The organism is Cyanobacteriota bacterium, from assembly GCA_025054735.1.
In the GTDB taxonomy this organism is placed as follows: domain Bacteria; phylum Cyanobacteriota; class Cyanobacteriia; order SKYG9; family SKYG9; genus SKYG9.
This window is the reverse complement of record JANWZG010000033.1, coordinates 1-15212: the sequence shown is the minus strand read 5'-3', so window position 1 is coordinate 15212 and position 15212 is coordinate 1. Positions and strand designations below refer to the sequence as shown.

Sequence of the window (15212 nt, the reverse complement as noted above, 5' to 3'; positions counted from 1 at the left end):
CATATTGCAGTAAATATCGACGTTTCATCATCTTCCCTTCACTCCCAACAGTTGCACTTACACAGCTACAGGCTGTCAAACCGCTAGTCTAGCTGGTTTAGGGGGCAAGGAGATCAAGAAATTTCGCAGTAGGTGCTTACCACAGTCTGTCAAGATGCTTTCAGGGTGAAACTGGACACCTTGAATGTGAGGATAGTCACGATGACGCACACCCATAATGGTATTGTCGTCTAACCAGGCTGTAACTTCTAGGGCATCAGGGGGATTGGTATTATCAATCACCAAGCTGTGATAGCGTGTAGCAGTAAACGGTGACGATAACCCCTGAAAGATTCCCGCGCTGTTGTGATAGATCAACGACGTTTTACCATGCATCAATTCGGCTGCTCTGACGATCGTGCCACCAAAGACTTGCCCAATGCTCTGGTGCCCTAGGCAAACCCCTAATATAGGCATCGTTGGCCCTAGCTGCTCAACCACGGCTAAGGAGATGCCAGCATCATCGGGTGTACCTGGGCCTGGGGAAATCACAATGCCATCAGGCTGAAGCCGACGAATGTCATCGAGGGTAATTTGGTCGTTGCGATATACCCGAATCTCAGCAGCTACAGGCAACTCTCTACCCAGCTCGCCTAAATATTGCACTAGGTTGTAGGTGAAACTGTCGTAGTTATCAATCACGAGAATCATCAACCGATCTCCTAGCTTCAAGCGCTATCTAGGCTAGCAGACTCAGTACCTGTAGCTGGTGGTTGGTCAGGAAATACAAGCCGCAGTAGGGGTGGCGCTAGGAAGGTGGTCAAAATTACCATGACGATGATGGCAGCTTCTAGGGGCTTGCTCAGCACGCCACTGGCGCTACCTACCCCCACAAACACTAGGCCTACTTCACCCCTAGGAATCATACCGACTCCAATCGCCAGTCGATTGATCCCTGGTTTTCCAAATACAGCTAAGCCTGTGACGACTTTACCGATAATAGCAACTGCAACTAGGAAACTAGCTGTAATCAAGCCTTCACGGTTGGCAGGCACAAATGGATTGAGCACACTAACATCGGTGCTAGCACCAACGGTAACAAAAAAGATGGGTACTAGCATATCGGCGATCGGCAGCACCTGCTCTTCCAGCTCTTTTCGGAACTCGGTTTCTGCTAACACAAGCCCAGCCGTAAATGCCCCCAGAATAGCTTCTAGCTGAATTACTGCACCGATGTAAGACAGCACAAAGGCAAAAATTAGAGAGGTGATCAGCAACTGCCCTCTGGTTTTCAACTCCTTCACCAGCCCGACAAAAAATGGACTGAGGAAGCGTCCTAGCAGCACTGAACCAATCAAAAAGGCCCCAGCGCTAACAATTAGATAAAGTACATTGGTAACTTCAATCTCACCAGTTTTCGCCAAGCTAGCAACTACTGCTAGCACAATGATGCCTAACACGTCATCAATTACTGCTGCACCAATGATGATTTGCCCCTCTGGAGAGGTGAGGCGTTGAATCTCTGCCAATACTCGCGCTGTGATGCCAATGCTAGTTGCAGTCAGTGCTGCTCCTGCAAACACAGAAGGGATTACCGGTAAGTGAAAGATCACAATCAACCCCGTTGTGCCCAATGCAAAGGGGACAGCAACTCCAACCACGGCGACTAAGGTTGCTTGGATTCCTACTTTAAGCAGTTCCTTCAGATCAGACTCCAGACCAATTTCAAACAGAAGAATGATTACTCCTAGCTCAGCCAAGACAGAAACTACTTCACTCTGGGCCTCAAAAGTGGCTTGTAATGCAGCAGGGCTTAAGCCAGCCGTTCGTTCCAAGAAGCCCATGATCAGCGAGTCTGCACCCATAGCACCACTTTCAGGTGACACGAGTAAATGCAGGGCTGATATGCCAACCACAACTCCGCCGAGGAGTTCACCTAAAACAGGTGGCAAATTCAACCGGGTGCAAAGTTCACCGCCCACCTTGCTAGCCAAGTAAATGACCACAAGGCTAAGTAGCACACCTGCAAGGACAATTGACTTGTTAACTGGCTCTACCTCTGAGCTAGCGCTCATATCAGCAGCAGTTGCCAACAGCGGCAGAGAACGTGCAGCGATCGCTGACATAACCGAAACGGGTGAGGAAAAATCAGGCATGACTGAATACAGGTGAATAGTGGGGCAATTTGTCCATACCACTCTACACAATTGTTAGGGACGTTACTAATGTTTGTTGTGAACAATTTCCATAACAATTCCTATGGCTAGCTATGGACAAGTTGCATAGTATCACCACTGCTGATTTAGATGGTGGTAGTGATAAAGAAGTAATGGTTGAAGTGGAGGTCAAGGAGGGCTAACCCCCTTCCAAGGGAACGTCCCCAACACCCCTTTCCCAGAAAATCATTACTTTTTAGGGCTATCCAGATGGCTACGAGCTAAGCAAGCTTGATGAGCAACGTCACGATCGTCAACATGGCAGTCACTAGATAAAACACACCAACAACTTTAGTTTCGTGCCAACCAGATAGCTCGAAGTGATGGTGGAGGGGGGCCATGCGCAATAGTCGCTTGCCAATGCCATCAGGCCCCTTGGTAGCTTTGTAGTAAGACACCTGGGCAACAACGGAGAGTGTTTCGGCCACAAAGATGATCCCAGCCAAGACTAACATCCACAAACTGTTGGTCAGAATGGCGATCGCGCCCAAGGCACCGCCCATGGCCAGAGAGCCAGTATCACCCATAAACACTCGTGCCGGATTGTGATTGTGCACTAGGAACCCTAAATAGCTGCCAGCCATGCAAGCAGCGAACACCATCAAGTCAGGAGAAACTGAGGCAATGGCAGCACCTAGGCCTAGGAAGACGATCGCGCCTACCCCGGCTGCCAAGCCATCGACCCCATCGGTTAGGTTGGTAGCATTGCTCTCAGCAACTAGAGCAAACCCAGCCACTACCCAGAAGCACAGACCTACGGGCAGAGATAGCCCAAATGGCAATGCTATGGTTGTCAGGTCAGCAGGCTGGGTGCTATATGCCCACCAACAAAACAGAACTGCAAAGAGAATTTGCAGCCCTAACTTCATCCGGGGTGAGATGCCTTTGTTATTCTTCTTAACCAAGATTTGCCAGTCATCAAGCCAGCCAATCATTCCATAAGCCAGCGTCATTAACCCAGCAGCAACTACTGTAGGTGCAAAGCCGGTACCCACGATCGCCACTAAAACTCCAACAGGAACTACAAAAATTCCACCCATAGTTGGAGTTCCAGCCTTTTTGAGATGAGCTTTAGGGCCATCTTCTCGAATGAACTGCCCCATTTTCAATCGCCGAAGCAGGGGCACAGCCCAAAATCCCAAACCGCTAGACAAAACGGCACAGAGAATCATCGGCAGTGCCAGTGAACCCATGTGATAGCTTTGCCGCCCTGCTGCCCAGTCTAGGAGGATAGCAGAACTGATTAATCCTATCCACAGCACCAGAAACAAGCGCAAGCCCGTCAGTTTTACAGCATATCCAAAGTACTTAGCATCCACCAGCCTCACTCCTCACACTACACGCCACCTACATCAGGACGTTACCAAGACCAAGGCAACTATTGAGGCAGTCGCTTAATAGTGCCATAACTGATGTCCAGTAACAACCAGCCGACAGTTTTGGCATCCAATCCTGAAGTCAAGCTCTACAGCTCACACCTTTCTCAGCCTTATCGTCTCAATCAGGGTAAGACGCAAGTTATAGCATTAAAATCTATAGCTTACTCATCCAGATCAAGCATATCCTCTTCGTCATCATCCAATTCGTAGCCAGACTCGTCACTCGACATCAAGTCCGCAATTTCTTCCTCGCTATCCAGGTAGTCCACATCTTGCAGTTCACGCGAAATCAGTCGGCCACTGCTTTCTAGCCACTTTAAAATGGAAGACTCGTGCTGGATGGGAATGATAGGTGCGCCTTGACGGCGAGGTACTTGAGTTAGAGAAGGATTATACATGGCAGTTAACAAGTCTCAACGTGATAAGAAAAACATGTCTGCAAAGCTAGGATAATCAAGACAATCTAGCCCTAGCTATGAAATTCTACAGATTCTGTATTCTAACGTCTTCAGAAGTTTACCATTGACATGGATATTGCATGAAGTAGACAGATATGCTGGGCAAAGCAGAATTAATGGAGGCGATCGCAGGGAAAAATCGTGGCATCCTTGCGACCGAAATTGAGAAACAGGCAGTATTAGCGGCGATCGCCCGCCTAGAAGAGCGAAACCCTACACCTCGTCCTACGGAAGCGGCTGACCTGTTGAATGGAGATTGGCAACTGCGCTACACCACAAGCAAAGGACTGTTAGGGATTAATCGCCTTCCGCTTGTGAGCTTAGGTCAGGTTTACCAATGTATTCGCGTCCAGCAGCAGCGCATCTATAACATCGCCGAAGTTTATGGCTTGCCATTCCTAGAGGGCCTGATCAGCGTTACCGCTGGTTTTACGGTGGAATCAGAGAAACGAGTTTCAGTGATGTTCGATCGCGCTATTGTTGGGCTACAGCGGCTGATTGGGTATCAGTCTCCCCAGACATTTATTCAGCACATTGAACAAGGCCAGACCTTTCGTGCGATCGATAGCCGCATTCAAAACCGCAACCAGCAAGGATGGCTAGATATTACCTACCTAGACCGGGATCTACGAATTGGGCGTGGTAATGAAGGCAGTGTATTCGTGTTGACTAGGGTTTAGCCGGTTATCACTGAGCAACAATGCAATTATGATTGCTGATGATTTATCTATCGCAAGGCTACCTGAACCTATTGTCCCTTTGTCCGCGTAAGTTTCAATACAGCTACCTAGAGCATCTAGAAGCTCCTGTCTCGCCTGATCAACAGGCACGAATAGCATGGGGCAATCAGTTTCACCTACTCATGCAGCAACAGGAATTAGGGTTGTCAATTGCACCCTTACTGACTGAGTATCCCCAGTTACAAACTGCCATTAACACGGTATTGCATCATATACGGGATGTCAGTGATGACCCTACCACTACGCTCAGCACTCGTGATGCTGAACATTGCCGCACATTGCTGACCTCGATCGCAGGGTACGACTATGTATTCACGGTGATTTATGACCTTGTGATTCTACAGCCCCACCACGCATACATCTTGGACTGGAAAACCTATCCACAGCCTCAACAGGCCGATCGTCTGGCCAACAATTGGCAAACCCGCCTCTATCCCTATGTTTTAGCCGAAACTACTGCCTATGCCCCTGAGCAAATTACTATGACCTACTGGTTCGTGTCATCTGCCCAAAATGCCCAGCCTACATCCCTAACGTTTCCCTACAGCACTACTCAACACCATCAAACTCGACAAACCTTGACTGAACTGTTGACCCAGCTCACAGCGTGGTTACAACAGTTTCAACACGGAATAGAGTTGCCGCAGGTGCCAGAATCATTTGGGCTATGTTCCTCTTGTCCCTATGCGATCCGCTGTCAACGCCATCTCAGTCAGCAAGCTGCGATTCCAGAAAACTGGCTGGCTCAGGTATTGCAAGAGGATAACACAACGGAAGCTTGAGCCTAACAGGCCCATGATCAATAACCAACCACATGACTGACTATTTATGATGCATGGATTTATTCCCGCCGATCGCTTCTTTCCCTATCTGACCTGGACAGATATCCAAGCTATGCCTGACAAAGCAAACGTAGTGATTGTGCAACCCATGGGGGCGATCGAGCAACATGGGCCTCACCTGCCCCTAGTCGTAGATGCAGCGATCGCCACAGCCGTTGTCGGCAAAGCCCTGCAACAGCTTGATCCCCTGATTCCAGCCTATGCCTTACCTACCCTTTGCTATGGCAAATCTAACGAGCATAGCCACTTTCCCGGTACGATTACACTGACAGCCACTACGTTGCTGGCAACTCTCATGGAAATTGGAGAGAGCCTGTACCGTGCTGGCTTTCGCAAGTGGGTGTTAGTAAATGGTCATGGAGGACAACCTCAAATTCTTGATATTGCTGCCCGTGACCTACACCAACGCTATGACGATTTACTAGTATTCCCTCACTTCGTCTGGCGGGCACCCCATGTAGCGGCTGAGTTGCTGACACCTCAAGAGCTGCGGCTAGGGATCCATGCTGGAGATGCTGAAACTAGCCTAATGTTAGCCATCTTGCCAGAGCAAGTACATATGGAACGGGCTGTGACCGAGTATCCCCAGGGCTTACCAAACAACAGCCTGTTGAGTATGGAGGGGGCATTGCCGTTTGCATGGGTGACCCGTGATCTAAGCCGTAGCGGGGTTCTAGGAGACGCTACAGTGGCAACGCCAGAGAAGGGCGATCGGATCCTAGAGTCTCTAGTCCAGAGTTGGAGTCAAGTGATTGCCGATGTTCATAACTTTTGTCAACCCCAAGTATGGAGACAGTCCTTGGATTTATGATGAAATCTTGATTTAATAACTTGTGTGACAAGCTGTAACTTTATGTTTTACGATCCATCATTGTTTGGGTTTGTTGCTGATTTAGAAACTAACTGGCACCTGATTCGCCAAGAACTGAATCAACTGCACGAACAAGACTTTATTCCTTGGCCTGAAAAATACCTGTACGGCCAAGGCTGGGATGCTTTTGGTCTCTATGCCTTTGGTGTGAAGCTGGGCAAGAATTGCAAACTCTGTCCAGAAACTACCCGACTCGTCAACAAAATTCCAGGCTTAGTAACGGCGGGCTTTTCGTCTCTAACACCAGGTACTCATATTGCCCCCCATACTGGTTACGATGATGGACTGCTGCGCTGCCACATGGGATTAACAGTGCCTGAAAATTGTGGCATTCGAGTGGGAAATGAAACTCGCACCTGGCAAGAGGGAAAGTGCATTGTGTTTGATGACACCGTTGAACATGAAGCTTGGAATTACGGCGATCGTACCCGGGTGGTGTTGCTGCTGGATTTCAAGGCACCCAAGGGCTTGCTAAAACGGGACTCTCCACCGCCCAAAGCAGAGCCACAACCCACAAGGTCAGCATCCATCAATCCACTGAAATGGTTCAGGCGATAGCCATAGGGTTGACTCTAGTGCTCTTCAACCTGCTTGATTGTGATTTGGCGTGCTACTGGCCATGCTCACTATTGCTCTATCCTGATAGTCGTGGCGATCGTCTGCATCTACTTCTAGTTCTAGATATTCGTCTGGAGTACAGTACGCCGTTGTGACGGCAGGCATGGTCATGGTGCAGTTACCTCAAGCTTCACCCCAAGACATTGCTACGAGTACTGTCAGCCATCAGAACTGATCCTTCAAGCGACGGAGGCGGGCAAAGGTTTCAACCGCGTTAGAGGACTGCATAGCCTGCTGTATCACAGGTGCATCCCAGCGCAGGAAAGGATTAGTAAGCTTTTCTACGCCCAAAGTGGACGGAATTGTGTGTTCATGGCAATGGCGGGCTGCTTGGGTAGTGGCCAGGCGCATGGTAAGGTCTGGATTTTGGGGGTCGATCGTAACCGCAAATTCTAGATTTCTTAAGGTGTACTCATGGGCGCACCAAACTCTCGTGTTGTCTGGCAAGGCGCGAATTTTACTCAGTGACTGCACCATCTGAGCGGGTGTGCCCTCAAACAAGCGTCCACAGCCACCAGCAAATAATGTGTCACCACAGAACAAATCGCCTGGTGCTTCGGCAGCCACAGGGGGAAAGTAGTAGGCAATATGAGCGCGGGTATGCCCAGGTACAAACAGCACTTCAGCAGTGCGATCAGCAACCACAATGCGATCGCCCTCCCGCAAAAACTTCTGCTGCTGAGGAATTCTGCCCCGATCCTCAGCCCCGCCATATACGACAGCCTCCGGAAAGCTTTGCAAGAGATCTAAATTGGCACCTACATGGTCACCGTGGTGATGGGTGTTAAGAATGGCTGTCAGCCTCGCGCCTAAGTTCTTTAAGCACCTGAGTACAGGCCCAGGCTCAGCCGGATCAACCACAGTTGCTGTTCCAGTTTTGGGATCGTGTAATAGGAAAATATAGTTATCACGAAGAGCAGGGAGTCGATGAATTTGCATAGGGTGTGGTTCAAAGGCTAAGATGAGCAATGCCAAAAATTCTAGTCCGACATATTATTAGTCAAGTCTAGACCGTAACACTACAGTTTCTTAACATCACAGCTTCATGAGTCGCGTTATTGTCGTTACATCTGGTAAGGGAGGGGTGGGAAAAACCACCTGCACGGCTAACTTAGGCATGGCGCTTGCCCAGCGGGGCCGCAGGGTTGTGGTCGTGGATGCCGATTTCGGGTTGCGTAATCTCGATTTGCTGCTGGGCTTAGAAAATCGCATTGTCTATACGGCGGTGGAAGTGTTGGCAGGGCAATGTCGCCTAGAGCAAGCACTAGTTAAAGACAAGCGACAGAATGGCTTGGTGTTGCTGCCAGCGGCTCAAAATCGCACCAAGGATGCTGTTACCCCTGCCCAGATGAAGCGGCTAATCAATGCCTTGACCCAAGCCTTTGACTATGTGTTGATAGACAGCCCAGCCGGAATTGAAATGGGATTCCAGAATGCGATCGCCGCTGCTCAGGAGGCTCTTGTGGTGACCACACCAGAAATTTCAGCCGTGCGCGATGCCGATCGTGTAGTGGGCTTGCTAGAGGCCAATGGTATTCGTCGGGTACACCTAATTGTGAATCGTTTGCGTCCAGCAATGGTAAAGGCAAACGACATGATGTCTGTTGAAGATGTCCAAGAAATTCTAGCCATTCCCTTAATTGGCATCATTCCTGACGATGAGCAGGTGATTGTGTCTACCAACCGGGGAGAGCCTTTAGTGTTGGCAGAACATCCATCTTTAGCAGGGCTAGCCTTTAGCAATATTGTGCGGCGGTTAGAAGGGGAACGAGTGGAATTTTTAGACTTGACAGCTAACCGTGATGGTATTTTTTCTAAGCTGAAAAAGCTGTTGGGAGCAAAAATTTTGTGAGGCTATAGTCTCGTGCTATCAATGGTCGATAGCTAATCTGCTAACTGAGTGTCTGCTCTAGTGTTTTCAAATTTAAGCCCATCGAGGCTCAACTTTTCTACTTAACCTATGTCCAATGAATGTATTTTCCATAATCGCTAGGTTGATCGAGTCGTTGGTTCCCCACTGGGGAGAGATAAACAGCCGAGATGAGGTAAAACGCCGTCTGCGGCTTGTACTAGCCCACGATCGGGCTGACTTGACACCTGCTGTGATGGAAAAAATGCAACGCGAGATTCTAGAAATCATTTCGCGCTATGTTGAAATTGACAACGACAACATGGAATTTTCCCTAGAGAGCAAGCAGCGATCAACCGCACTCATTGCCAATTTTCCGATTCGTCGTGTCAAGGATATAGATAAAGCTCTAGACCTTAAGCCTGAGCCAGTCGTTGCTGCTGACAACCTTCCTCCTTTGACACCACTGTCAGGTGAAACTAGTGATGAACCAGCATCTAGTGAACCAGTACCTAGCGAGCCAATGTCAAATGAACCAGCACCCAACAGTAATCAACAGTAAAATGCCTGATAGCATGTTCATCTAGGGTATTCACCCCTATGAGAAGAGTGGGTAGCGGTGAAGGTATGGAGCTAATCTTCACTGGCTAGTAACCATAGGCCGTCAGGGATAGTTTCTGATCCTGCTGTTCCTATTCCACTCCCACGCATCCCACAATGACCAACGATCGATGACTAATCACGCAACTGAGCAGGAATGGTGGAAAGAGCGGTGGCTAGATGCCCTAGCATCCTTTGGGCGTACCCTGCGATCGGCGCGTGCCCACAACTATGCCCGGCAGGGAAACGTCTTAAAGCTGGACTTCGAGGGCAACAAAATTATTGCCAAGGTGCAGGGAACTGCGCCGCAACCCTACACGGTCTCAATATCGTTGCAGTCGTTTAGTGATGACGAGTGGCAAAACGTCATAGAAGCTATGGCAGGACGGGCAGTGTTTGCCGCAAAGTTGTTAGCAGGCGAGATGCCCCGTGAGATTGAGGAAGTATTCACTGCTAACGGGCTGAGCCTATTTCCTCTGACTCGATCAGACATCCATAGCCGATGTAGCTGTCCAGATAAAGCAAATCCCTGCAAGCATATTGGCGCGGTCTATTATCTGCTAGGCGATCGGTTTGGAGCAGATCCCTTTGTACTGTTTCAATTACGAGGACGCAGCCGAGACCAGATTATTGCTGCCCTGCGCCAAATTCGTGGTGAACAAGTCAAAACCCAAGAAGCTGATGATGTCGTCTCCGAAGGACATATTCAGGAACCATCCTCCTCAGGGTTGGGACTGGTGGTTGATCCAGTAACATTTTGGAACTATGACCAGCAACTAGAGCCATCCCTCGTGGTTATTACTCCACCTCCTACCTCAGAGACTGTGCTAGATGTGCTAGGCCCTATTCCACTAAAACCAGAGGTCACTGGAGCAACAACCCAAACCAAAGTTGCAGTTACCTCAGCTATGACAAAGTTGACAGCAATTTATCAAGAAGCTAGTCAGCGTGCGGTTCAGCTAGCCATGTCCAACACAGAAAAAAATCCGTAGCCTGAACTCTAGAAACTATAGTTGTTTCAATTTAGGTTGAAACAGTTGCCCTCACGCCAATTGCTCTTCCAAAGCGAAGGAGAGGGGCTACGAATGTCTCTGTCTAATCTGGAATGACGATAAAGCAAGAGAGTTCAACGTCTGCCACTGACCAGAACCCATAATTGTGCTTAATATCAAGAAAGCTTGACAACAAATAAAGTGCTCGACAGAGTGTTTATAGCCTAAAATCCCCTTTTGACAAGGATTTCGCCAACAAATAGCGACGGAATCCTGAACTTTTCATAAAAATCAATTCTAGGGGTTTGACTTTTTCCTGAAAAACTGTAAAACTGAATACAGAAATGAAAAATGATTGTCTTACGAAATCATTTCTAACTTTTCTATCGCTAATGCTTGTCGCTAATGGGTTAGCCGTTAGCCCTGTCTCTGCTCTTAACAGTCTTTACTCTCAATCAAGGAGCTACTACTATGAAACTCACCTATCGTGGCCTGAACTATGACTGCAACGAGTCAGCTTCCGTAGAAATGAGCGGTGCTGCATTGACTGGTAAGTATCGTGGTCATGCTGTCACGTTTCGTAATGTTAAGAAGTCTCCTGTTCAGGAGCAAACCCACGAGCTGACCTATCGTGGTATTCACTTCAATGGCTAAGTTGTTTGAGTGGTTGTTATGGGTTTAACCAAATAACTGCCGTAAGAGGGGGATAGCTAGTCTCCCTCTTTTTTGGCATCTATACCTGTTTGACATCTACACCCGCATGTGGTGCTGCGTCTCCCATGCAGCCTACAATGGCAGCCGATCATAGAAGTCCCGCTTCACTAGATGGAGCTGACCCAAACTTGGCTGGGTGCCCAACAATCAGTGGCCTTCCTTGGATAGATATACTAAAGCTATGACCAAGCCTGTGAATAGTTACTTATCTGCATTTACTAACTGATTTGGAGTTTCCATGCTATCAACATTGCCTAGCTCAATCATGTCTGATCTAGCCCATATCCGGCTGGAAATTCGTGCCTTGCAACCTCAGTTAGTGACTTGGCGCAGACACTTACATCAGTTTCCAGAGCTAGGGTTTCGGGAGCAGATGACGGCTGAGTATATCACTCGACAGCTAGAGGCTTGGGGTCTTGATTACAAGGCGGGGATTGCCCAGACTGGCATTGTAGCAACGATCGCTGGCACACAGCCCGGCAAGGTATTGGCAATTCGAGCAGATATGGATGCACTGCCCATTCATGAAGAAAATGAAGTGCCCTATCGGTCACAACATGAGGGCAAAATGCACGCTTGTGGACATGACGGGCATGTCGCGATCGCCCTCGGAACTGCCTACTACCTAGCGCGCCATCGGCAAGATTTTCGAGGCACGGTCAAGATCATCTTTCAACCTGCTGAAGAAGGACCTGGAGGTGCTAAGCCCATGATTGAGGCTGGGGTGTTACGAAACCCAGACGTGGATGCCATTATTGGCTTGCATCTATGGAATGTTTTACCGTTGGGCACAGTGGGCGTTCGAGCAGGGGCACTGATGGCAGCCGTAGAACTGTTTCGGTGTACTATTCAAGGCAAAGGAGGGCACGGAGCCATGCCCCACCAGACAGTAGATTCCATTGTGGTTGCAGCCCAGATTGTCAATGCTTTACAGACGATTGTAGCTCGTAATGTTGACCCAATTGATGCAGCCGTAGTGACCGTGGGAGAGTTACATGCTGGCACTGCTGAGAATGTGATTGCTGACAGTGCCTTCATGCGAGGGACAGTTCGCTATTTCAACCCAGCGTTGCAGGGATTTTTCCACCAGCGGATTGAGCAAGTGATTCGGGGCATTTGTGATAGCCATGGTGCAACCTACCACTTGGACTATTGGGGGCTATATCCACCCGTGATTAACGATGCAGGGATGGCAGCGTTGGTGCGATCAGTAGCAGAAACGGTTGTTGAGACTCCTGCGGGCATTGTGCCTGAATGTCAAACCATGGGCGGTGAAGACATGTCCTTCTTCCTTCAAGAAGTGCCAGGTTGCTATTTCTTTCTAGGTTCTGCCAACCCCAACAAAAATCTAGCCTACCCTCACCATCATCCTCGATTTGACTTTGATGAAACTGCCCTGGGGATGGGTGTTGAAATCTTTGTGCGCTGTGCAGAAAAATTTTTAGTGTAGAAACGTTTTGCCCTGACTGTACCAAATGGGGCAGAAGTAGGAGAATAAATGAATTCTCTGTTACTCAGCAGATTGAACTGTTGACAAGGCTACATAAGCTCACAAGCTCGATACGATCTCCTTATCGATATGATCTCCTTGACACTGCATGATGCGATCGCACGGTTCTGGCGCAAACCAAAGCTGACTTGGCCTAAGATGACTTGGATAGCAGTACTGCTAGCAACAGTGGTCGCTATAGTACTAAGTCGTCCTGCCCAAGGGTTGCAATTTACAATTACACCACTTGCTCCTCGCTTAGGAGATACAATCTCGGTGATTCTACAGCCAGCTCACACGCCTACGGTAACACCAACCGTAACGATCGACCAAACGACCTATCCTACCTTCCCCATCGGCGGCAATCGGTTTCGCGCCCTTGTTCCTTCTAGCCCTCTAGATAAACCACGAGTTTTGCGACTGGTCGTTACTGATGGCATAGACACTCGCAACATTGCGCTGCAACTAAAGGCACGATCGTTCCCTGTGCAGCATATCTGGTTGCCTCCTGGCAAGAGTGACTTGGGGACTGATTATGAGTTCGATCGCGTAGCTATATTCAAGCAACTTGTGACCCCAGACAAATTCTGGAATGGCAAACTGTTACGCCCTAGCAGTGGCCCAATTACGGCTGGCTATGGCATTCGTCGTTACTATAATGGCGTGTTTGCTCATGACTATTACCACCGAGGCGTAGACTATGGAGCAGGTGCTGGTTCGCCAGTTGTGTCTCCCGCTGCTGGACGGGTGGCGTTAGTTGGCTATGAGTCTCAGGGATTTGAAGTCCACGGTAACACTGTTGGTGTAGATCATGGCCAGGGTGTAACTAGTATTTTCTTACACTTGAATAGCATTCGGGTTAAGGAAGGAGACTTTGTGCAACCTGGACAGGTCATTGGCACGATCGGGTCAACAGGTGCTGTGACAGGGCCTCACTTGCACTGGGGATTGTATGTCAACGGGGTTAGCATAGACCCAGCCCCATGGCGCGATCGTGGGTTTGAGTGACACTACGGGTTTGGGGAATGTTTATAGATGTAAAACTCTGAACATAGGTTAGGGAATCTCTGTGCAAGGAGGTCTTAGTTTATATAAGCAGCCGGAAGATATGGGAAGTATAAAGATAAGTAGAGTTCTAGGCATGAGCACGACATCTCTAGCAAAAGATCATGCAAGATAGTGCCAGCAAATACAGAGGGAATATGATGAGTATCGAAAAAATTGTTGAACAGGCTCTTAAAGATGGATATTTGACCCCTGCGATGGAGGCAGAAGTCGGTCGTATTTGCGATACTGCCTCAGAGCTGTCTATTGAGGAGTATATGGCTCTTGATCGGCTGATGGGGTCATTGCTGACTGGTGATGTAGTTGCAGTACCCCGTAAGCAATTCATTAACGTAATGGAAGAGTTGGTGCTGACAGAAGCCATTGCCCGTGTTGCTGAAATTGAGGCTACTAGCAATTGCACATTAGACCTGGGTGATATTGCAGCCTATGCCCTTAACCGCTTGCCACCCCTCTACGCTACTACAGAAGAAGGAGCAGCTTATCAACGGAAGCACGCCCAAGAGGAAATGAGCGGCATCATTGCCCAGCAAGTTAACGAAGCGATTGCTCGCAGCTTAGATCGTCCTGAATTTTTCCCAGAACGTCAAGTGTTGGGCAAAGTAGGCGACGAAATTTTGAATCAAGTCAGCAGTTTGCTCCAGGCCCATGCTTCCAAATACGAGCAGTAGGGGCAAGTGGCGGTCATCTGCGCTTCTATGAAGGGCAGCCCAAGCTGTCGCGAGTTGCAATACCAGTAACCGGATTGATGCCCTCGGCTCGCTGACACAGGCGGTTTACTTCATAGCGATCGATGATCGCATCAGTAAAATCAGCCCCCGTAATCGTGACATCTTGAAAGCTAGTGCGGGCAAAATTTGCCTCTTGCAAAATGGCATTGGTGAGATCAGCACCCACAAGGAATACACGATCCATCAGTGCCCCTGACAGGTCTGCTCCTGACAAATTGGCATCCAAGAGCACTGCCTTGGTGAAAATAGCATTGGTTAAAATTGCACCATGCAGGTCAACCCCTCGCATGGATGCAGAAACAAAGGTCTTGCCAGCAAGGTCAGCATTCGCCAGATTTTGGTGTTCTAAATCAGCATGGTTGTAATTTACGGTATCTGCTGCTAGGGCGGGAGTTGCGGCTAAGAGAACCCAAACCCAAGCTAACGCTAGAATGAGCAAAAGGCTGAGCAGTTTTGTGACCAGCTTTGCGATTGATACTATACCCAATCCCATCATTTGGCCTCCTTAAGTTGCTGGGGCAGCAGCTTGAATGAGCTGTTGATAAGCTGACTCTGTAATCAGGTCACGATGGCTTTCAACTCGATCCAAAAACACTCGCCCCTGCAAATGATCACACTCATGCTGCACGATCCGAGCAATGAAATCAGTAAAAACTTGACGTTGAGGAT

The 15212-nt window shown here is 48.8% G+C and carries 19 protein-coding genes; 11 read left to right on the top strand and 8 right to left on the bottom strand.

Annotation, left to right across the window (positions count from 1 at the left end; genetic code table 11):
- Positions 1-75 precede the first annotated feature (75 nt).
- From NZ772_03060 to NZ772_03045, 4 genes are all read right to left on the bottom strand, one after another.
- Positions 76-690 (bottom strand): aminodeoxychorismate/anthranilate synthase component II, encoded by a 615-nt coding sequence (locus NZ772_03060; protein MCS6812539.1) that lies wholly within the window; start codon positions 688-690, stop codon positions 76-78.
- A gap of 17 nt (positions 691-707) precedes the next feature.
- Positions 708-2135 carry a cation:proton antiporter gene (locus NZ772_03055; protein ID MCS6812538.1) on the bottom strand — a complete coding sequence of 476 codons (1428 nt, stop codon included), beginning with the start codon at positions 2133-2135 and terminating at the stop codon, positions 708-710.
- Between the two features lie 281 nt (positions 2136-2416).
- Positions 2417-3514, bottom strand: a complete 1098-nt coding sequence (mraY, locus tag NZ772_03050) for a phospho-N-acetylmuramoyl-pentapeptide-transferase (protein MCS6812537.1) — start codon at positions 3512-3514, stop codon at positions 2417-2419.
- 221 nt (positions 3515-3735) lie between these two features.
- Entirely contained in the window at positions 3736-3972 is a 237-nt protein-coding gene (locus tag NZ772_03045) for a DUF3134 domain-containing protein (protein MCS6812536.1), read from the bottom strand.
- A 155-nt stretch (positions 3973-4127) separates the two neighbouring features.
- On the opposite strand from NZ772_03045, the gene NZ772_03040 reads away from it, so the two are divergent.
- The 4 genes from NZ772_03040 to NZ772_03025 are packed head-to-tail and all read left to right on the top strand — an operon-like array spanning position 4128 to position 7043.
- The gene (locus NZ772_03040) at positions 4128-4712 is read left to right on the top strand and encodes a PAP/fibrillin family protein (GenBank protein MCS6812535.1); all 585 of its coding nucleotides are present in this window, start codon (positions 4128-4130) and stop codon (positions 4710-4712) included.
- A 38-nt stretch (positions 4713-4750) separates the two neighbouring features.
- Positions 4751-5554, top strand: a complete 804-nt coding sequence (locus NZ772_03035) for a PD-(D/E)XK nuclease family protein (protein MCS6812534.1) — start codon at positions 4751-4753, stop codon at positions 5552-5554.
- Between the two features lie 46 nt (positions 5555-5600).
- On the top strand, positions 5601-6425 hold the full coding sequence (locus NZ772_03030; protein MCS6812533.1) for a creatininase family protein: 825 nt from the start codon (positions 5601-5603) through the stop codon (positions 6423-6425).
- Positions 6426-6467: 42 nt separating this feature from the next.
- Positions 6468-7043: an aspartyl/asparaginyl beta-hydroxylase domain-containing protein gene (locus tag NZ772_03025; GenBank protein MCS6812532.1), complete on the top strand. Its 576-nt coding sequence runs from the start codon at positions 6468-6470 to the stop codon at positions 7041-7043.
- Between the two features lie 24 nt (positions 7044-7067).
- On the opposite strand, the gene NZ772_03020 is transcribed toward NZ772_03025, so the two are convergent.
- Positions 7068-7214, bottom strand: coding sequence for a Uma2 family endonuclease (locus tag NZ772_03020; protein ID MCS6812531.1), 147 nt, complete (start codon positions 7212-7214; stop codon positions 7068-7070).
- 54 nt (positions 7215-7268) lie between these two features.
- A complete protein-coding gene (gloB, locus tag NZ772_03015; protein ID MCS6812530.1) occupies positions 7269-8042 on the bottom strand; it encodes a hydroxyacylglutathione hydrolase in 774 nt (257 codons plus the stop codon).
- 106 nt (positions 8043-8148) lie between these two features.
- Between gloB and minD the strand changes: the two genes are divergently transcribed.
- The 7 genes from minD (at position 8149) to NZ772_02980 (ending at position 14483) form a co-directional block, all read left to right on the top strand.
- Positions 8149-8955, top strand: coding sequence for a septum site-determining protein MinD (gene minD, locus NZ772_03010; GenBank protein ID MCS6812529.1), 807 nt, complete (start codon positions 8149-8151; stop codon positions 8953-8955).
- A gap of 130 nt (positions 8956-9085) precedes the next feature.
- A complete protein-coding gene (gene minE, locus NZ772_03005) occupies positions 9086-9514 on the top strand; it encodes a cell division topological specificity factor MinE (GenBank protein ID MCS6812528.1) in 429 nt (142 codons plus the stop codon).
- A gap of 169 nt (positions 9515-9683) precedes the next feature.
- Positions 9684-10544 carry an SWIM zinc finger family protein gene (locus NZ772_03000; GenBank protein ID MCS6812527.1) on the top strand — a complete coding sequence of 287 codons (861 nt, stop codon included), beginning with the start codon at positions 9684-9686 and terminating at the stop codon, positions 10542-10544.
- Between the two features lie 471 nt (positions 10545-11015).
- Entirely contained in the window at positions 11016-11198 is a 183-nt protein-coding gene (locus NZ772_02995; GenBank protein ID MCS6812526.1) for a DUF4278 domain-containing protein, read from the top strand.
- A 298-nt stretch (positions 11199-11496) separates the two neighbouring features.
- Positions 11497-12708, top strand: a complete 1212-nt coding sequence (locus tag NZ772_02990) for a M20 family metallopeptidase (GenBank protein MCS6812525.1) — start codon at positions 11497-11499, stop codon at positions 12706-12708.
- Positions 12709-12906: 198 nt separating this feature from the next.
- Positions 12907-13755 (top strand): M23 family metallopeptidase, encoded by an 849-nt coding sequence (locus NZ772_02985; GenBank protein MCS6812524.1) that lies wholly within the window; start codon positions 12907-12909, stop codon positions 13753-13755.
- A gap of 197 nt (positions 13756-13952) precedes the next feature.
- Positions 13953-14483, top strand: a complete 531-nt coding sequence (locus tag NZ772_02980) for a late competence development ComFB family protein (protein ID MCS6812523.1) — start codon at positions 13953-13955, stop codon at positions 14481-14483.
- Positions 14484-14508: 25 nt separating this feature from the next.
- Here the strand turns inward: NZ772_02980 and NZ772_02975 are convergent, their stop codons facing one another.
- Positions 14509-15039, bottom strand: a complete 531-nt coding sequence (locus NZ772_02975; protein ID MCS6812522.1) for a pentapeptide repeat-containing protein — start codon at positions 15037-15039, stop codon at positions 14509-14511.
- 9 nt (positions 15040-15048) lie between these two features.
- Positions 15049-15212 (bottom strand): peptide deformylase (locus NZ772_02970; protein ID MCS6812521.1); only part of this gene is annotated, 164 nt, incomplete at its 5' end.